Source organism: Photorhabdus hainanensis (genome assembly GCF_018448965.1).
Classification (GTDB): domain Bacteria; phylum Pseudomonadota; class Gammaproteobacteria; order Enterobacterales; family Enterobacteriaceae; genus Photorhabdus; species Photorhabdus akhurstii.
On record NZ_RCWD01000031.1, the window covers coordinates 25560 to 45857 of the forward strand.

A 20298-nucleotide genomic window follows, 5' to 3' on the forward strand; every position below is an offset into this window, starting at 1 on the left:
CAAATAGCAGCGCTGATATTTACTGCTAATCATTCCCCTTATGATGATCGTTGTTCGTTATTTAATTCGCACCACAAAGAGTTGTTCAGGCACAACAAATCCAATTACAGAATTCATTTTTTTATCTTTCTTTATTTCATCTCTGTCAACGGATAAATAAACCATGTACAATGCTTAAATATTTCCTGAGTATGCGGCATCTCAAGAAATAATTCATTTACCTTTTTCAATAAGCAGGTTTTTCAAATGCATCAAACTGATGTTACTGAGCGTTCGCTCTTTTCATTAAGCTGGCCGATTTTTATTGATATTCTCCTTCATCTGGCCACTTTATTAATTAACACTTATATGGTGAGCCATGTTTCTACTTCTTATCTGGCCGCTATGGCTGTAGGTAATCAGGTATTTGATCTGTTTATCACTATCTTCAACTTTATCAGTGTTGGATGCAGTGTTGTCATTGCTCAATATATTGGCGCCGGAAAACGGGATAAAGCCAGCCAGGCGATCCATATTTCTATTGCATTCAACTTCTTGCTTGGGTTTAGCTGTGCGCTGATTACTATCTTCTTCGGCTATAAGCTCTTGCAGATCATGAATATGCCGGAACATCTGATGGAAGATGGTTTTAACTATCTGCACATTCTCGGCATCTGTCTGATCCCCGAAGCTATTTCGATTATTCTGGCTGCTTGTTTGCGGGTTTATGGGAAATCAAAAGCGGCGATGTATGTTACTTTGATTGCTAACTTGCTGACAGTGCTAGGTAATATGATCGTCCTATATGGTTTCTTCGGATTACCTCAATATGGTCTGGAAGGGGTTGCCTGGTCTACGGTCTTTGGCCGGATTGTTGCCGTGATCCTACTATTCTGCCTGCTCAGTTATGGCCTGCGGATCAAATTTACGCTGGCCGGTTTCCTGCGCTGGTCAAAAAGTATGTTGGGCAAGATCTTATATATCGGTTTACCTGCGGCAGGGGAAAACTTGGTATGGATACTGCAATATATGGCAGCCATAGCATTCATCGGATTAATGGGTGAAATTCCATTGGCAGCACAAACTCTCTATTTCCAGCTATCGCTGTTTGTGATGTTGTTTGGCATTTCCGTCAGCATTGGCAACGAAATTATGGTCGGCCATCTGGTCGGCGCTAAGCGGTTTGAAGATGCTTATATTCGTGGCCTTAATAGTCTGAAAATTGGCTGTATCGTCACTATTGGCGTGGTCGCCGCTTTCTGGCTGTTCAGAATGCCGATTCTGCATTTCCTGACGCAAGATGAAGCCATTATCAAGCTGTTGTTGCCGCTATTCTTGCTGTCTGTTTTTCTGGAGCCAATCCGTACCGCGAATATCGTTATGGTGAACGCATTACGCGCTTCCGGCGATGCTCGTTTCCCTCTATATGCGGCCATATTCTTTATGTGGTGTATTGCTATTCCAGTGGGATACTTTTTAGGGATCAAAATGGAAATGGGCATTTTAGGTATTTGGATCGGTTTCTTCTGTGATGAATGGCTACGTGGGCTGACTAATATCTGGCGTTGGAAATCAAAAAAATGGCAAACTAAACGACTCGATATTTAATTATCACAATTGTGGATAGTTAAAATAACCATTCCACCAACTGCCCTAAAATCATTTATTTTCCTGCTAAACTCCCACAATAAGAGGCCCCATTCCCAATGGGCGCCTCTTGTCAATTTATATAAGAGGTTTCTCAGAAACTGACTGGTGCTATTATTGGCTGATAACCTCAGGTAGTTTACAACTCATCAATGCAGTGGGTTCTCCTTGATACCCAGGAGTGTTTTGATTGACAAACGAGCCGGGCTATGAAGGCAATTTCGCTTGATTCGTCAATGTGTTATTGCATCAAAAGTAAAGCAATGTCGTCATTCAAAAAAATAAGGAGAAGACCGATGCAGGTCAGCAGAAGAGCTTTCTTCAAGATCTGCGCGGGAGGTATGGCGGGAACAACAGTCGCCGCGCTAGGATTCGCTCCATCCGTTGCGTTGGCTGAAACTCGTCAGTACAAACTACTGCGCTCGCGTGAAATTCGTAATAACTGCACTTATTGTTCCGTTGGTTGTGGCATTTTAATGTACAGCCTAGGGGATGGTGCAAAAAATGCCAAAGAGAACATTTTTCATATCGAAGGTGATCCCGATCACCCAGTCAGTCGAGGCTCGTTGTGTCCGAAAGGAGCCGGAGTACTCGATTATATTCGCAGTAAAAACCGCCTTCATTACCCTGAATACCGTGCCGCGGGTTCGGATAAATGGCAACGCATCAGTTGGAATGACGCCATTGAACGCATTGCCCGTTTGATGAAAGATGACCGTGACGCCAACTTTGTTGAAAAGAATGAAAACAACGTCACCGTTAACCGCTGGCTAACAACGGGTATGCTCTGCTCCTCCGCAGCCAGTAATGAAACCGGTATTCTCGACCAGAAATTCACCCGCGCATTAGGCATGATCGCTATCGATTGTCAGGCTCGCCTTTGCCACGGCCCAACGGTTTCCGCCCTGGGGCCAACGTTTGGCCGAGGCGCCATGACCAATAACTGGGTAGATATCAAAAACGCCAACGTTGTTCTGATCATGGGGGGAAACGCCGCTGAAGCCCACCCAGTCGGTTTCAAGTGGGTTATTGAAGCAAAAATTAAAAACAACGCTCAAGTGATCGTGGTTGATCCTCGCTTCAACCGCAGTGCCGCTGTAGCCGATTTCTACGCGCCGATTCGGGCCGGTTCAGATACCGCGTTCTTACTGGGCGTGATCCGATATCTGATGTTCAACAACAAAATCCAATTCGAATATGTTAAGGCTTACACCAATGCCTGTTTGATTATTCGAGAAGATTATCAGTTTGTAGATGGCCTATTCAGCGGCTTTGATCCAGATACCAAGAGCTATGACAAATCCTCATGGCATTACGAAACCGATGAACAGGGGTATGCTAAACGGGATGACACGCTATCTCACCCACGCTGTGTCTGGAACCTACTGAAAAATCACGTTGAACGCTATACCCCTGAACAAGTTTCCAATTTGTGCGGCACGTCAAAAGCCGATTTCCTCTATATCTGTTCCCAACTGGCAACTACCGCCGTAACCCATCGTACCGCAACTATTCTCTACGCACTGGGTTGGACTCACCACACCGGCGGCGCTCAAATTATCCGCGCCGCGGCAATGGTTCAGTTACTGTTAGGAAACGTAGGCATGCCGGGCGGTGGAGTTAACGCATTGCGCGGTCACTCGAATATTCAGGGTTACAGTGATCTTGGTTTGCTGTCACTGAATCTGCCCGGCTATCTGCCTCTGCCAAATGAGAAACAAGAGAATCTGGCAACTTATCTGGCGCAAACAACACCAAAAACCTTGGTTGCCAATCAGGTGAACTACTGGAAAAACACGCCAAATTTCTTTATCAGCTTATTAAAAGGTTTCTGGGGCGAACACGCTACCGCAGAAAATGACTGGGGTTACGATTGGCTGCCCAAATGGGATAAAAGCTACGATATCATGGCGCAAGCTGAGTTAATGACTCAAGGCAAAATGAACGGCTACATCGTTCAGGGTTTTAACCCATTAGCGGCATTCCCGGATAAAAATAAATCCAGCAGAGCACTGGCTAAATTAAAATATTTGGTGGTGATCGACCCGTTGATCACGGAATCCTCTAACTTCTGGCAAAACCACGGCGAGATGAATGATGTCAATCCGGCTGATATTCAAACTGAGGTTTTTCGCCTGCCCTCCTCCTGCTTTGCCGAAGAAAATGGATCGATTGTTAATTCAGGCCGTTGGCTGCAATGGCACTGGGCTGGCGCACAGCCGCCGGGAGAAGCGCTGCATGACGGTAAAATTCTTGGCAAATTGCTGCGACGTCTGCGCAAACTTTATCGTGAAGAAGGGGGTGCTTACGCGGAACCTATTATGAATCTGTCATGGGATTATCAAAACCCGGAAGATCCGACACCGGAAGAAGTTGCCCGTGAAGCCAATGGTAAAGCATTAACTGATATTAAAGATGAAAACGGCAATATCATTCTGAAAAAAGGACAGCAACTTTCCAGCTTTTCTCAACTAAAAGATGATGGTTCCACATTCAGCTTATGCTGGATCTACAGCGGTTGTTGGACCGAACAAGGCAATCAGATGGCGCGCCGCGATAACGCCGATCCATCCGGTCTGGGCTGTACGCCGGGTTGGGCTTGGGCATGGCCGCAAAACCGCCGAGTACTCTACAACCGAGCTTCAGTTGATCCACAAGGCAAGCCTTGGGACCCAAATCGTGAACTGATTAAATGGGATGGCAATAGATGGCATGGCTTTGATGTTGTTGATTACAACAATGCTGAACCGGGAAGCCGCGTCGGGCCGTTCATCATGCAACCAGAGGGAGTAGCCCGCCTGTTTTCCATCGATAAAATGGCTGATGGGCCATTCCCTGAACATTATGAGCCGATTGAATCACCGATCGGCACCAATCCACTTCATCCGAATGTTATCTCCAACCCAGTTGCGCGGATCTTTAGTTCCGACATTGCTTATATGGGAGAAGCCAACGAATTCCCTTATGTCGCAACGACCTATTCCATCACTGAACTGTTCCGTCACTGGACAAAACATGCCCAACTCAACGCCGTCGTCCAGCCCGAACAATTTATTGAAATCGGTGAAAAATTGGCGGCAGAAAAAGGCATTGTTCAGGGTGATGAAGTCAAAGTGTCTTCCAAACGCGGTTTTATCAAAGCCAAGGCGGTTGTCACCAAGCGAATTCAGCAACTGACCATTAACGGTAAGCAAATTGAAACCGTTGGTATTCCTTGTCACTGGGGTTTTGCCGGAGTAACCCGAAAAGGCTTTCTGGCAAATACTCTCACACCTTCCGTCGGTGACGCCAACGCGCATACACCGGAATACAAGGCATTTTTGGTCAACATCGAAAAGGTGTAATAGGAGCGAATTATGGCAATGCAATCTCAAGATATTATTCGTCAATCCGCCACGCATTCCTTTACCCCGGCACCACGTGCCCGTGATCATCAAGAAGAAGTGGCAAAGCTGATCGATGTTACCACCTGTATTGGCTGTAAAGCCTGTCAGGTGGCCTGTTCAGAATGGAACGATATTCGCGACGAAGTAGGCTTTAATGTTGGCGTTTATGACAACCCCACCGATCTGACGGCTAAATCATGGACTGTGATGCGCTTCTCCGAAGTAGAAGAGCACGGCAAACTGGAGTGGCTTATCCGTAAAGATGGTTGTATGCACTGTGCTGACCCGGGCTGTTTGAAAGCGTGTCCCTCTACAGGTGCGATTATTCAGTATGCCAATGGCATTGTGGATTTCCAGTCAGAGCACTGTATCGGCTGTGGTTACTGTATCGCAGGCTGTCCGTTCAATGTGCCAAGGATCAATAAAGAAGACAATCGGGCATATAAATGTACTCTGTGTGTTGACCGCGTTGGCGTCGGCCAGGAACCCGCCTGTGTAAAAACTTGTCCGACCGGCGCCATTCATTTCGGCACCAAAGAGGATATGAAAAATCTGGCCTCCGAACGGGTAACGGAACTCAAAGGTCGCGGTTATCAGAACGCGGGTTTATACGATCCGCAAGGGGTTGGGGGGACGCATGTGATGTATGTTTTGCATCATGCAGACAAACCTCAGCTTTATCACGGTCTACCTGATAATCCAACCATCAGCTCAACCGTGACCTTCTGGAAAGGCATCTGGAAGCCGCTAGCCGCCGTGGGTTTCGCTGCAACATTCGCCGCCAGTATTTTCCATTATGTCGGCATTGGTCCAAATCGAACCAACGAACAAGACGAAGAGCATGCCAGACAAGATGATGAAATGGCTGATCAATCCACAAACGAGGAGAAACTGTCATGAAGAAAAAAGATACGATTCTCCGCTACTCACCGATTGAACGAATAAATCACTGGTCAGTCGTCCTCTGCTTTCTGTTTACCGGCATCAGCGGATTAGGATTCTTTTTTCCCTCTTTTAACTGGCTGATGAATATATTCGGTACGCCACAGTTAGCACGGATACTGCATCCATTTCTTGGTTCAGCCATGTTTTTCTTATTTATCTTTATGTTTTTAAGATACTTCAAACATAACTTTATCGATAAAGAAGATCTTGTTTGGCTGAAAAACATCCATAAAATCATCAGAAATGAGGAGGCTGGCGATATCGGCCAATACAATTTGGGTCAAAAAGGAATTTACTGGTCTATCAGTGGTTGCCTGATTTTATTGGCTATCAGTGGTGTGATTATCTGGCGCCCCTATTTTGCCGATTTCTTCTCTATCCCCCTGATCCGACTTGCGCTTCTGGCGCACTCTCTGGCTGGAATTGGCCTGATCCTGCTGATTATGATACATGTCTATGCCGCATTTTGGGTAAAAGGCTCTATTCGGGCAATGGTCGAAGGTTGGGTAACTCGTGGCTGGGCGAAGAAACATCATCCTCGCTGGTATAGAGAAATCCGTCAGAAAGCGAAACAAGATAAGACGAATCCTTAGTGTTCAATCGGAACGCAGCCTGACAACAGGTTGCGTTTATTCGGCAGTACGATGTCTTAATTATTTACTCTTAATTATCTCTCCAATTAATGTGGAAATATAATCCCATCACGTAGAACCACATATAAAAATCACCAACAAATCCCCTTATCCAAATAGTATTATATTGCGAATCAGCTAAATTCCCATTCTGGATATTACAATCAATATAATTGATAATATGTAGCCATATAACCCCAGACGAAACTATATTATTATAATAATTATCATTATTGATAATAAGAAAACATTTGTAGAAATCCTCGATAAAATATGCTTACATAATATAAACAAATAATTATCTAGAATAAATTGCATGTAATTATATATTGATTATCGTTACTATTATCAATTAGCTGAAATTATATTTTCATCATAATCATAATTAACCACCAAAATAAAAAAATTAAATACAGTTATTTAAAATAAATCAGCATATATTGAAAACATTAATCAAAAAAACAGATCTATATTATTTTAGACAATTAAATTCTTCCTGACGACATTAACAGAATTCCCTCTTTATATATTTAAGCTGAATCGCTGTTTATCTATCACCAAATTAACTCTTCTTAAGTAAATATAAGATTTACTAACTGAACAAAGTTATCCAAATTGCTATATTTAGCTAATAACCGTATTGAGAAATTTTTTCTTTCCACTATTATGAATCAGTGAACGGTTATTGAGATCATTAAATTAATAGGTTTATTATTTAATCTGTTTATTCTTAAAGAAATAAAAGACATATTTGTTCATTACGTTACAAGCTGCAATCGCATTAGTCACAATCGTTATTAATTTTTAAATAATTAATTAGGATGCATTCAATGATAAGTAAGGAAACATTCGAGATATTTCCCTCTGTAGATATTGTTGACGGAATAGCAATGACATCAAATTCCGCCATTCGATTAACCCGTGGTGAAAGCCCCACATTACGGCGACCTTTAGGCACTCCGGCCGAAGTAGCGCTCGCCTGGCAAAACGCCGGAGCAAAATGGATACATGTTGTTGATCTTGATGCTGCATCAGGACGAGGCTCCAACAGTCATCTTATTGCTGATGTTCTGGCCGCGGTCAACATTAACGTACAGGTCTGTGGCGGAATCAGAGACGAAACCATCTTGCGCAAAGTATTAGCAACTGGATGCCAACGAGTTAATTTAGGGACCGCGGCATTAGAAAATCCCGATTGGTGCGCCCGAGCCATTGCCGAATATGGCGATAAGATTGCCATTGCTCTGGATGTAAAAAGCACATCAGAAGGTTATCAACTGGCAACGCATGGATGGAATGTCAGCAAGGGCAATCTCTGGGATATTCTTGAGCGCCTTGATAAACAGGGTTGTCAACGCTACGTCGTCACCGATGTTGAGCGGGGAGGCATGATGAGTTCGCCAAACTTCACATTATTACAGGAAGTCTGTGCGAAAACGTCATCACCCGTTATTGCCGGCGGTGGAGTATCAAGCCTGGATGATCTTCGCGCTTTAGCAGATCTGTCCTCTATCGGTGTCGAAGGCGCAATTCTTGGTCAAGCTCTACATATTGGTAAGGTTCCTCTCGAAGATGCCCTTGCTGCAACGCAATCATCGAGACGCTAAATATGCCTGAATATTTATCTCCTGCTTTGGATCTTCGTTCTATTGGTTTACTGGGCGAATTGCGTAGCGTGCCTGAAACACGCTATTTAACGAAAGAAGTGATGGCGCTACCCGGCTTACTCACAGAGAAGCCCGCATTCGTGGGTTCCCGCGGTACTGCCTATTACGAACAAAAACCTTGTCACGAGCTACTGATGACGGCGAAATATTACACAGAATACATCTCTCAACTTGAGTGTAGCGATAAGCTGTGTACCGCCCCATCAAAATATATCTTGGCCGATCATAGCCTGGCGAAATTGCTCAGAATTGTTGATAGCTTATTAAGCTCTCCGCAGATGGTTAACGAAGATATTGTGCCATTCATCGATGGGATCAAAGAGTGCGCAAAAGTCGTCAGCTCAACGCTGATGGGTACAGCATTTACTTTTTCACCCTCTCCGATCCATGACCTGACATTGCCTTCATCTACGGAACACAAAGTGCCAAGATCGTTTATTGAAGGGGATAATCATCTGTTAACTTTGGCCGCAGCCCAAATTGACAAATGTCCCAACGCCTCTGTTGTTGGCATCATGTTAGGAGGATCAGCGGCGGCGGCAGTCACAGCCGCAGCATGGGATAGTGACCTCAATTTAGTAAAAGTCTCACGTTACGATGATACAGCTTGCAAGAGCAACCATCTCTGGGGACGCCATATTCCATCAGAGCAAACGGTAACAATCATCGATGATAATTGCGGAACAGGCGACACCTTACGTCAGGCAGTAGATCTGGTCATGGCCCAAACTGGGCAACGTCCGAAGGCCCGCGCCGTCGAACTGCATTGGGAAAAATTATTACGTACCCGCGTTTATGGGCATACCGATCGTGTATTCAGCCCTGAAACTTTAGATGTATTGACGCCTTGGTGTTTCAGGCATCATCAAGCCCTGAATCGTTTAGTCAATCAGCCCTTCGCTGATGATAAATATGCTCAGACAACCACGGCGGATTGGGTTGCCTATTCATACAGTTTATTGTCTGTTCTTCATGACACCCTGACAGACTCAACATGGGCAGCCAAATTATTGCGTTTTTTATTAAATCTAAAAGCACAAACACCGCTGAATTATGAACAGCCAATCGATGCATTTAAAACCCTGGCATATCAATGCCCTGAATGTTCAGCACACAAAAATGAGTTTGGAAAAGGGGGAGTTAACTGATTATGACAACAGCACACATTATTTGGGATTGGAATGGCACATTACTTAATGATGTCAATGTTTCACTGAGCGCAACCAATTTTGCACTGGCAGAAATTGGTATTGAACCGCTGACGCTGGAACAATATCGGGAACATTATTGTGTTCCAGTACAAACTTTCTATAAACAAGTGATTGGCCGTGAACCTTCATCTTCTGAATGGTCAGTGATCGGAAAAATATTTAATTTTCACTATCGCCCGGGTATTCAGAAAGCCAGTTTAACGGACGGTGTGAGTCAACTCCTCGCCTCCCGTTATGAAACAGGGGCAACTCAGTCATTATGTTCACTGATGGAACATCATGAACTGGTCCCTATGCTTGATAATCATGGTATTGGTAAATTCTTTACTCAAATAGATGGCAGAAATACGCCATTATTGACCACCGGCAAATCAGAGCAATTAGCTAATCATCTCAAAAAACTCAATGTTTCTCCTGAGCAAAGTGTGGTTATTGGGGACGCTACCGATGACGCCATTGCCGCATTAGCCGCAGGAACTCATGCCATTCTTTATACCGGAGGAACCCACAGCCGTGTCAGCCTTGAAGCTGCCGGTGTTCCTATTGTTGATACATTAAGTGAAGCGTTATTAATAGCTGACTCCTTAGTTCATAAACAGTAATAAATAGATTATTCAAAATAATCGGATGAAAAAAGTGATAATTTATAATGAAGTATGAATATATATTTATAAAATTGGTTTTAAAAGAGCAGATTATTTATCCTAAAAAAGATAAACAAAAATGGACTATTTAACTATTATTTAGAGTAAACCAATAAATAATTAAGGAATAGATTCATGTTAATTGCTGTAGTTGGACTCCAATTTGGAGATGAAGGTAAAGGAAAATTTGTTGACTATTTATCTAGCAACATCAATAACATTGCTCGATTCAATGGCGGCGCTAACGCAGGTCATTGTGTGCAACATGGTAATCTAAGAGGCTCCTTTTCTCAATTACCAGCTTCACTCAACAAAAAGAATTTATATATCTGCCAAGGTGCTCTAATCAGTCTTCCGGTTCTGATTAAAGAGATCGATTTTATACAAAAAGAAAACATTGATTCTAATATATTTATCGATCCGCGCTGCCATATCGTCTTACCATTACACTCTGAGTTAAATCGAGCGTCAGAAAAATATAAAGGTAAGCAGAAAATAGGCTCAGTTGGTGTCGGTGTCGGGGCCTGTGTTGAAGACAAAACCAATCGTCATGGCATTCGGCTTATTGATACGTTAGATAAAGAAAAATTAAGAAGTAAATTAGAATTCCTTTGGAATATCAGAGAAAAACAAATCAACCATGTTTTTAATACACAAACCACATTAGATTTTGAAGAGATGTTAGAGGCAACTCATCAATATGGCAAGAAGATAGAGCCTTATTTCACGTTCACTAATGAAATTATCGGTGATTTACTTAATTCGGGAGAAGATGTTTTACTTGAAACATCACAAGCCACTTTCTTAGATAATAGTTTTGGTACTTACCCTTATACCGTAGCATATCAGACACTAGTGCAAACCTGCTTTGCCATGATAGGCATACCGGCACAGAAAATGCATATTGTCGGAGTGATGAAATCTTATATGATCCGTGTCGGCAACGGGCCATTCCCCACCGAATTATTGACAGAACAGGCTGATTATATTCGAGAACGTGGAAACGAGTATGGCACCGTTTCAAAAAGACCAAGGCGCTGTGGCTGGTTGGACTTATCCCTGATTAAACATGCGGTGAAACTCAATGGCGTAACAGAACTCGCCATAACGAATGTTGATGTTCTTGCTGGTTTACATGAAATAAAAGTCGCTGTTGCCTATGAAATTGATGATAAACTCGTCTGCTGCGATGACGCATTATTGCAGCTCGATAGAGCTAAACCTATCTATAAAACATTTAAATCCTGGAGCGAACTTAACTCATCATATACACATTTAACAGAACTGCCTATTGAACTGATTGACTTCTTAGCTTTTATTCAAGAGTATGCTGGTATCCCAATTAAATATATTTCCTATGGGCCAGACAGAAATCAGACATTAGTCATGAAATAAAAGTGTGGAGAAAATAATGATTAACTATGTAACAGGGTTTATGTTTTCTAAAGATAAAAAACATGTCTCCCTGATTTCAAAATTACAACCCAGTTGGCAAAAAGGGAAGCTCAACGGGGTTGGTGGAAAAATAGAAGCTGGTGAAAGCCCTCAACAGGCAATGGCAAGGGAATTTGCTGAAGAAGCCGGCATTGAAACACGGCCTGAAGAGTGGCGATTATTTACGGTATTAACTCGCCCTGACGTTTATCAGGTAAATTTTCTCTATATGTATGATGATCGTGTCTATTCTGTCAATTCTATCGAAAAAGAGATCGTCAATATCTATGAAACAAATTCATTACCCGATAATGTGATCTATAACTTACGTTGGTTGATTCCAATGGCAGCCGATGAGCATTTACGCTTTGATAAAGAAATAGAGATAACCGAAATGCGGGGTTAATACGGTATAGCAAATACTGTACCTAATTAACGTTCTAATAAACACAGAAGCACCTGTGCTTAAAATCGGTGCTTCTGTGAAATAAAAAACAACATCGTCACCAAACCTTTCGGCAAATTTCCGGCCCTAAGCAGAGGGTTCGACAAAATTAACATCCGACCACACGGAAATAACCGCTACGGCGCTGGCTCGCCCTCCGGCGCCATCAGTCCTCAACAAAATCGGTACCACAGACAGTTGTGTTGATGCGGTATAGCTATCGTCTCCCCGTTTAACGTATCTTGCGTTCTCTCCTTCGCCTCTGTGCCCGGTACCGAGAGATAAGGGTTTGTTGGCGGCATCGGAAAACACAAAGGCAACTTCCGCTATTGAGGAAGCTAACGCATTCGGTTTACCCGGCACGAATGGCCCATCGATTCGGTAAAGTAGGCGTGAATTTTGGAATACAGCGTCATCGCCGGAACAGGTGCTGTTTATCCCTATCTGTCTGGCCGACGCCAGTGGGTCTCCCGCCTGTTTACCGGCTCTTTTCACCGTGCCCCAATCCACCGATGAAGGGGTCAGGACAACCGCACAGGTGGATGGCTTTTTAACTGGTGAGAGAATAACCGTGGTCCATAGGGATTTCAGCATGCCGTTAGAACCCGATATGGACGCAGGAGTCCAGCCGATCGCGCCAACTGACAGGGGAACGCCTCCGGCCTTCACATTGAAATTACCGTCACTGTCCGGGTAAATTGCCCCTGTCACGGTACGGATAGCGACATCAACCAGACCGTTGGCATCTGGAACACATGGAATGTTGACGCTGGTATTCCCCTTAACCAAACTGGCCGATTGATAGGTACCGGGTAAACCATGCGTTTGGCAGGAGAATGAAGATTGTCCGATATCAACCATAAAGTCGCCGACTTTTCCTACCCGGACACTACTCGGTGACGACGAAGAGATCAATGGACGCGTTCCCGATCCCACTGTGTAGGCCATAAACTGGGTCCCGGTGGGGACACGACAGGTTGTCGACCAATTAAGAGGGCCGCTGGTGGTATAACCGACTATCTCATCCCGTGAGTAATCACGCTTATTTTTGTTATTTGGCGCCATTGCATAACCGGTGACATTACGAACCATTTGCACCAGTTCAATCTCACAGTCCTGATAACTCTCTGCCGCCTGGAGTGGCAAAGTGGTCAATAAAAAGAGCAATAATACCCACAAGCCGATGAAGGTTGAGACGGAATTTTCTACACTACCGCCCCACAAACGTTCAGTTTTTAACATTCTTCTCTCTCCAAATTGCTTATCGGGCACATCAGTCAGGCTGCCCACATGAAGGTAACGCTTACAGACATACGGCATCGGCCTGCACCAGTTGCCCGGGTGTATCGGACGGCGCCTGATAACGGGTGGTACATTGTTGATTTGCCCCGTTTCCCCATTTAACTTTCACATGACCGGCAGGGGGCATACCACTGAGATAAACCCGGCCGTTATCGCCCACAATGCCGCTGCCGACCTGAGCGGCGTTCTCTTCCAGCGTCGCAATAGCGCCAAAAGGCACGGGTTTGCCATGATGTATCAACGTCAACAGTAACTGGCTGCCTGAACGAACCTGATAATTTGCCAACGTCACTGCTCCTCTGGTCGGATAAACGTTCTTGCTGGTCTGGTCAATATCGATCCCTTCCGGCAGGGTGGAGGGGTCCAGATTGATAGTATTTTTTTGGTAAACCGATCCGCCCGGCAGTACGGCGTAGCCACGCCAGTCAGTCTGCACGTTGCCGTCACCGACCGTCACCCCTTTCGCACCGGGCGCGCGGACCAGCACCGCTTCATCACCCAGTGAACGTGATAGCGTCATGCCGTAAGGATGGATTAGGAGGGCGCCGGCAGCACCATAGGTGAAGTGATAGCTATTTGCGCTGTCATTGTAGCCAAGATTAACGTTTCCCTGACTGCCCTGATAACTCAGAGACAAGGCCCGGCTGTTTTGCTGGCCGCTGTTCCCCCAACCTTGCTGGAGGTTATAATTCAAGCGATTATCCCATAACATGCCACTGATCCCGGCCTGCTGAGTGAGGTTGCCCTGCGAGTCGCGCGAGGCTGTATAACGGGTGTAAACGCCCCGTAGCGCAGACGATGAACCAAAGAGACTGAGCGGGACCTGCATATTGAATGACACCTGACGATTCTCCGACCAGTTGCCAGCCCCTTCCATACGATAAATGTTATAACTCAGGTTATAACTGATCCCCATCAGCATCGCGTTATAACCCAAATTCAGATTGTTGTCGGTACGGCCATTCCAATAATCGCTACGCGTCCCGGAGACGTAGAGACCGCCCCAACGTCCCAGCGTTTGATGCAGGTTCACCTGCCAGGTGCTTTGGAGTCGGTCAAGCGCCCACGGGACCTGATACTCATTCAGGTTGTACCCCATGCTATTAACATCACTGAAACTGTAATAATGCTGAGTGGAATAGCGATAGGCCGCCAGATCAATACTGGTGCCGGTACTGATCACGTTCTTGGCATATTTCACCCGATAAACCTGGCCCTGTTGCCGGTTATTTTCCTGACCCTTAGCCCCTTGTAACTGGGCACGAGCAAAAGTCACATCCGCAGACAGTGCGCCTAATGCCCCCAGTGACACGCCCGAGCCTATTACACCCGACTGGTAGTTGCCTGCCACCAATCCCCCGCCGTACAAGGTGATATTGTGCGGCAAACCATAAACCAAGGTGCCCAAAGCGAATACCGGGGAACGGCTGCCATCGGTGAGGTTGCCGCCGTGATATTGACCGGCCGTTAACTCATATTTAATGCCGCCGGGACGCTGCATCATCGGGACCGATGAAGAAGCGAGGGTGGAGACACGAGTACTGCCATCTTCCTCTTTGATTGTAACCGTGAGGTCGCCAGAATCCCCGGTGGTGTACAGGTCGGTGAAACGAAACGGCCCCGGCGCCACCGTGGTTTGATACACGGTATAACCATTCTGGGATACAGTCACCTGCGCATTGGAGCTAGCCACGCCGGTTATCTCCGGGGCAAAACCACGCTGATTTTCAGGCAACATAGCCTCCTCAGAAGCCAATTTCATGCCACGCAACGGGATACTGTCAAAAATATCCCCACCGGTATAGGTTTCACCGGCGGTAAACTCACTGCGCAGTGACTGCACATGACGTTGCAAATAGGTATTACTCATCTGCCATCGAATCTGTGTAGAGGGGGAAAAACCGGAAGCCCCTTTATTGCGCTGGCGATTGTAACTGTAAGTTTGCGTACTGCGCAGACGCCACGGCCCCAGATTCAATCCATTACGAAAAGAGGCAAACAGGTTGCGGGAACGTGATCCGCCGCCGGTTTCCTCACCGTCATAACGCCCCTCCGAACCGTTAACGGTGTAGTTGATCAAAAAGGCCGGTATCCCGTTATCCCACAGTGACGGATCGACCATCCCAGAATGGCGGGGCTGCATAGCCGCCTGAGGAACACTGATGTCCAGACGCAAACGGGCGAAATCCAATATCGCGCTGGCGTGTGGGATCTGTTTCGTCAGATCCGTGGTAGGGCTGCCGCCCGCTTTTCCCTGAAAAGCCGGTAATCCGCGAATATTGACCCCATACTCTTCGAGCTGTGCAACCGTTAACACCGGTTGCAAATGGTCGTTGACCAATCTAAATTCAATTTCGCGATTACCCACCTTATTCTGGTTCATGTAGACATCCACCAGATAGTGTCCCGGTGCGACATAACCCGCGTTTTCATACACCGAAAGATCAATATGCTCCAGTTCCCCCGCCGTTCCCATCAGGAAAGCGGGATTAAAGTATTCCCGCGCGGAGGTGGGCAAGGTTGTCGCCGTCAATGAGCATAGCAGGCATACATATATAGGACAGAGCCGGTCATTGCCTGTAGATGAGGACGCGTTATAACGGAACATGGCGATCCTGACTGTCGCCGGGAAAACGCCAGACCAATGGCCCCTGTACTCCGGCGGTAAACGAATGGGTTTGAAACGAACGGGTTTGAAACGAATAGCTTTGAAACAAATAGCTTTGTATGCCTTTCGGGGGCACCATTGCCTGACGTATGTGATCATCTGCCTGTTGAGTGCCTACTTTCAGGGTAGAAAAGGTCAGAAAATAGGGCGTAGGATTTTCCACCCGCAACTGCGTCCCATGAATAGAAAATTTCACCTGTTTAGCCACCGTGGCGTTATCCCGAGCGGGCACGCCTTGAGGACGATAAAACAGTCGAATATTCATCTGTAAGGCGACCTGCACTTGCGACGCTTTATTTGTCTGGTGACTTAATGCCGGCGCCTCCTCGGTATCCGGTACGGCAACTCCCGGGATAGCTCGCAAAGAGACTACAAAAGCCGATTCCCGATCCAGAGGTAATTGCCCCCCAAGCTGGCGAATACGGAACGAAAATTTCTCGCCAGCCTCGACCCGTTTTAACGGCGGCAGAACGATAAAAGGGGGAACTTGCCCGGCTTTGGTATCAAAGCGGCCGGTATCAGGGTCCATCGGGCTGACAAATCCCTGTACCAGATAGTTCTGCCCCGTATGATTAGTCATGCTGAGCGTCACACCTCTCGGACTATCTTTAGCCACATAAGAAAGCTGCATCGGAGAGAACGATAATCCTTGATTATCAATCGTTTGCGCCTTGCATATATTCCCTAGCAACAGGACGAAACCGAGGGAGTAAAACATTAACTCCCAGTATGTCCGCCTATGCCGGTCACTGACTCTCTTCATTCTCCAACTCCGTAGAAAAAAAGTAGAAAAATAGAAAACAATGGCGGATTTAACGCGCCACTCTGGCCGTAGATAGGTTTGAAGCCCCGCCGTAATCATTAATCATCGACCAGCTCACCGATTTTTTACCCACCAGCCCGGCATAAGTCACACAATCCTGTGGCGCTATCATTGAAGGATAGCGGTTCAGATCGAGCGCCCGCCCGTCCAGCATGAGACTGTCCAGCGACAAGAAATACGGGGAGGGATTGCACGCCTTGATGCCATCGGGTTGCGACTGAAAGCGAAGCTGTCCATACGCCTCTTCCGGCAACAGAGACAGGCTACGCGGTCGCCAGAAAAACTTAATCCGCATCCCCACACTCATCGACGCCCGCTCCCGAACAGGCTCATCCGTCACCCGCTGAGTTGCGGGGAGGGCGTTTATCTGCACATATCCGAGCGATTCCCGATCCGCCGGAAAGGGGGGCTGATTAAAGGTTGGCAAAATACGCAGGCTGTTTTGACTGTTGGCTTCCAACCTGAACAGCGGCGGCGTCACCACAAACGCCGGAGTGGTTTTCTCCTGCTCTTCCGTTATCCTTACCTGCGCCAGCCACGCCTGAGATGTGGTATTGACCACCGTCAGCGTTTGTGCCCGCTCGCCTTGGGTAAAAATCACCCGGGTTTTATTCAGGCTGATACCGGCTGCTTGACAGGATTCTGTGCCGGTCATCCCTAGCCCTAGCCAGAACATCAATGGCACCAACCGGTACCGCGCTGGGCGTACTCGACCTGTTTCCACAACGTCTCCTGAAACCTGTTGCCCGAGCTGCGCTCAGTGATAATCAAATTGAAATTGAATGTGCGCGGTCAGTTCACCGGGAGTCGGCACAACCGTGCCGGATTCATGTCGCATATCCATCTGGAAGGTAATTTGACTCTCTTTAGCGGCGTTACCCGGTGGCGCCAAATTCACATAATCGCCATTTTTTAGGTAGCTCCCCAACCCGCCTCCCGGCAATTGATAGCGCAGGCCAAATCCCACATTTCCCGCTACCGTGGAAGTTTTATCCCGAAATAGCGTCGGGTGGCCTTCTGACGTGGGGCCGGCTATTTTAATGGCCGGAGTACGGCCTGCTCTGGCTGATCCCGCACAGCCTGACAACGCCAACGTAATAGGTTTGCTGCCTGCTGCTGCGATACGTTCCGTACTGCTCTGCACCTCGGTGAGTGGTACGGATGAAAACTCGACATGGGATGTCTGCATGTAAAGCTCACAGGTTGGCTGCTCCAGCGTCAGAGCCAATGTCAGTTCCGCCGTGTTTGGGTTCGCTCCCCCGGGCTGAGAGGCGATACAAAACAAGCAAGCCAGTGCTGCCCGTCTGATAAGGGGCCACGGTTTTCGCATCACCGTATCTCCCCTTGATAGGTGGATTCTCCGCCGAGGTCATTAATCACCGTCCAGCTTACTTTGGCTGGATAATGCCCTCCTTTAAGTAGTAGAGAGAGGTCAGAGAATGGGGAGACCATGTTCACTTTCTGCTGCGTCATCACCTCCTGTTCACCCACCTTTAGGGAGGTTAAGGTGATGTAATAAGGTGACGGATTGGTTATCGTGATTCCTGCGGCTGTCGATTTGAAGCACAGTGAACCAAATCCCTGCTCCGGCGAAACCGACAACCCCGACGGGCGATACATCAGCTTAATCGTGTTGGCTATAGCAAACTGTATTCCGCCGGAGACATTCCGCTGGGAGCGATTATCGGATTCAGAGCTTAACGGAATAGCCTTCGCCGTAAACCAGAACAGGGATTCCCGGTCGGCAGGCAGCGACGGGCCAGTTTTGATGATGCGCACCTGATTCCGGCTGTCTGGTTCCATACGAAACAGGGGCGGCGTCACCAGAAATGGGGCGGTCTTGTCTCCCTCAAAAGTAGAGCTGATTGTCGCCTGTATTAAATAGACCGCCTCTTTACTGGTATTGCTCACTGAGACGGTTGTCGCGTGACTATCCGCTGGATAGATAATGCGGGTAGTACTGATCCCCACTCCTTCCGCTTGCACGGACATAACCGGGCAACCTAACAGAGCGGTCACTATCATTGCTGTCATCAATTTTTTCACTGACTCACCTGAAAATGTCTGGTTTGGTATTGCGTAAGTAAGAATTGGGCCTCCCTGTCCAATTCCACGGCTATGTGTTTCTAACGCCTGTCGGCGTTAAATTAGTCATACGCTACTTTTACGATCAGGTTCGCTTTGGACTCTGCTGCTTTTACCGCCGCCACACCAAGTTTAGCCAGCCCTACTTTAAGCGTGATGGCATTATCACCGGCTACTGCGGGACTGTATGAGGCATCTTTTAGGTTAACTGGCGCACCTGGCGGGATGAGCTTATCATTTATCGTCAGGCCAACCGCATGGTCGGTAATTGCAGCATTACCCGTGGAGTTAAGAAGTTGAAAGTAATTGCCTCCTGGTCCTGCTGCGGTGCCGCCAACCGTCAATTTAACGCTTTTCGCGGAACTCCATAGAGGGCATTTTTCCGTTTTAATCGTGACGAATTTTTGCGTGTTAGTTAAAATTGCGCCATCTCCCTTCCCTGTAAAATCAGATACCAAAGCGCCAAGACTAACAGGCTCTATTGCTGCAAACTTACAAGTCTCCGCGGTTACTGAAGAGTTCACCGTCAGGGTACCGGCACTCACTTCCTCCGCCATCGCCTGCGACATCCCCCCCAGACACAGCGCCGCTATCGCACAGGTCTTCAAAATTTGTTTTTTCATTTCATCGATTCCTTTTATTTATTCGATACCTTTTGCCTAAAACAACATCACGACAAGTTAAACAATCAGATAGCTAACGCGGTGCGTTTTACTTGTCATTTGAGTTATTTTTATTTGCTGATTAACTTCTGAATTTTGGTTAAACCGTCGCTAACATATCTATTTCTGAGCGGGAAATATTGAGTGGCAGTTTGTTCTCTTTTTGAGACAACGAATTATTAGCCCCGACATATTCAGCATTAATTCCTGAATGTTATGGTGTCGTGAGTATTTATTCCTTGTTAAATTACTATCTGAATTTTTAATAACTTCGTTAAAAGGGGAGGATGGATAAGAATGGACTCTTTAATTTGTGGTAATAACGTTGTGGTAATAACATGGCTGACAGAGAAATCATAAAAGTGACCGTTCCGTCGGTCACGAAACTCAGTCATCAACTGGTTTATAGATCCCTCGATTGGAATCGAGATCAGTTAACATCCAAATTTACCCAATGTAGCCTCCGCAATAGGGATATATTGGTCTGTTAATTTATTGATGCTGTTATTGGTTACAGGATAATTACAATCAAGGAAAAACCAGTTTATCGGCGTCTCCAATATTGAAGCGATCCGCACCAGATGGGATAAATTAATTCGGTTTATCCCTCTCTCATAACGTGAGAGTTGTTGCTGACTAATACCTATTTTTTCCGCCAATTTGGCGGCGGTCATACCCAACTCTTTCCTTCTTTTTTGAATACGCTTCCCTACTAATAGATGATCTTGTTTCATTTTCATCCCAGCCTTTAAATTAAAAAAACACCTT

Annotated in this window: 17 protein-coding genes; 9 read left to right on the top strand and 8 right to left on the bottom strand. The window is 46.3% G+C overall.

What is annotated here, in order from left to right:
- Window positions 1-246 precede the first annotated feature (246 nt).
- The 9 genes from EAE92_RS17335 (at window position 247) to EAE92_RS17375 (ending at window position 11951) form a co-directional block, all read left to right on the top strand.
- Window positions 247-1587: an MATE family efflux transporter gene (locus EAE92_RS17335; protein WP_036781683.1), complete on the top strand. Its 1341-nt coding sequence runs from the start codon at window positions 247-249 to the stop codon at window positions 1585-1587.
- 335 nt (window positions 1588-1922) lie between these two features.
- Entirely contained in the window at window positions 1923-4970 is a 3048-nt protein-coding gene (gene fdnG / locus EAE92_RS17340) for a formate dehydrogenase-N subunit alpha (RefSeq protein ID WP_214068981.1), read from the top strand.
- 12 nt (window positions 4971-4982) lie between these two features.
- Window positions 4983-5912: a formate dehydrogenase subunit beta gene (fdxH, locus tag EAE92_RS17345; RefSeq protein ID WP_214068982.1), complete on the top strand. Its 930-nt coding sequence runs from the start codon at window positions 4983-4985 to the stop codon at window positions 5910-5912.
- The gene (gene fdoI / locus EAE92_RS17350) at window positions 5909-6550 is read left to right on the top strand and encodes a formate dehydrogenase cytochrome b556 subunit (protein ID WP_214040420.1); all 642 of its coding nucleotides are present in this window, start codon (window positions 5909-5911) and stop codon (window positions 6548-6550) included. The genes fdxH and fdoI overlap by 4 nt, the downstream gene beginning before the upstream one ends.
- A gap of 869 nt (window positions 6551-7419) precedes the next feature.
- Window positions 7420-8196: a HisA/HisF-related TIM barrel protein gene (locus tag EAE92_RS17355; protein ID WP_214068983.1), complete on the top strand. Its 777-nt coding sequence runs from the start codon at window positions 7420-7422 to the stop codon at window positions 8194-8196.
- A 2-nt stretch (window positions 8197-8198) separates the two neighbouring features.
- Window positions 8199-9404, top strand: a complete 1206-nt coding sequence (locus EAE92_RS17360; RefSeq protein ID WP_214068984.1) for a hypothetical protein — start codon at window positions 8199-8201, stop codon at window positions 9402-9404.
- A gap of 2 nt (window positions 9405-9406) precedes the next feature.
- Window positions 9407-10069 carry an HAD family hydrolase gene (locus EAE92_RS17365; protein ID WP_214068985.1) on the top strand — a complete coding sequence of 221 codons (663 nt, stop codon included), beginning with the start codon at window positions 9407-9409 and terminating at the stop codon, window positions 10067-10069.
- 177 nt (window positions 10070-10246) lie between these two features.
- Window positions 10247-11506: an adenylosuccinate synthase gene (locus EAE92_RS17370; RefSeq protein ID WP_214068986.1), complete on the top strand. Its 1260-nt coding sequence runs from the start codon at window positions 10247-10249 to the stop codon at window positions 11504-11506.
- Between the two features lie 16 nt (window positions 11507-11522).
- Window positions 11523-11951 (top strand): NUDIX domain-containing protein, encoded by a 429-nt coding sequence (locus EAE92_RS17375; protein ID WP_036808346.1) that lies wholly within the window; start codon window positions 11523-11525, stop codon window positions 11949-11951.
- A gap of 126 nt (window positions 11952-12077) precedes the next feature.
- On the opposite strand, the gene EAE92_RS17380 is transcribed toward EAE92_RS17375, so the two are convergent.
- The 8 genes from EAE92_RS17380 to EAE92_RS17415 form a co-directional block, all read right to left on the bottom strand.
- On the bottom strand, window positions 12078-13310 hold the full coding sequence (locus tag EAE92_RS17380) for a hypothetical protein (RefSeq protein ID WP_246545271.1): 1233 nt from the start codon (window positions 13308-13310) through the stop codon (window positions 12078-12080).
- Complete coding sequence (locus tag EAE92_RS17385) at window positions 13294-15900, bottom strand: fimbria/pilus outer membrane usher protein (protein WP_246545272.1); 2607 nt, start codon at window positions 15898-15900, stop codon at window positions 13294-13296. The genes EAE92_RS17380 and EAE92_RS17385 overlap by 17 nt, the downstream gene beginning before the upstream one ends.
- Complete coding sequence (locus tag EAE92_RS17390; protein WP_214068987.1) at window positions 15887-16723, bottom strand: fimbrial biogenesis chaperone; 837 nt, start codon at window positions 16721-16723, stop codon at window positions 15887-15889. The genes EAE92_RS17385 and EAE92_RS17390 overlap by 14 nt, the downstream gene beginning before the upstream one ends.
- A 49-nt stretch (window positions 16724-16772) precedes the next feature.
- On the bottom strand, window positions 16773-17438 hold the full coding sequence (locus EAE92_RS17395) for a fimbrial biogenesis chaperone (protein WP_246545273.1): 666 nt from the start codon (window positions 17436-17438) through the stop codon (window positions 16773-16775).
- Window positions 17439-17540: 102 nt separating this feature from the next.
- Window positions 17541-18113, bottom strand: a complete 573-nt coding sequence (locus EAE92_RS17400) for a fimbrial protein (protein WP_214068989.1) — start codon at window positions 18111-18113, stop codon at window positions 17541-17543.
- Window positions 18113-18829 carry a fimbrial biogenesis chaperone gene (locus tag EAE92_RS17405; protein WP_214068990.1) on the bottom strand — a complete coding sequence of 239 codons (717 nt, stop codon included), beginning with the start codon at window positions 18827-18829 and terminating at the stop codon, window positions 18113-18115. Before EAE92_RS17405 ends, EAE92_RS17400 begins: the two co-directional genes overlap by 1 nt.
- A 101-nt stretch (window positions 18830-18930) precedes the next feature.
- The gene (locus tag EAE92_RS17410) at window positions 18931-19491 is read right to left on the bottom strand and encodes a fimbrial protein (protein WP_214068991.1); all 561 of its coding nucleotides are present in this window, start codon (window positions 19489-19491) and stop codon (window positions 18931-18933) included.
- A 473-nt stretch (window positions 19492-19964) separates the two neighbouring features.
- A complete protein-coding gene (locus EAE92_RS17415; protein WP_214068992.1) occupies window positions 19965-20270 on the bottom strand; it encodes a helix-turn-helix domain-containing protein in 306 nt (101 codons plus the stop codon).
- Window positions 20271-20298 lie beyond the last annotated feature (28 nt).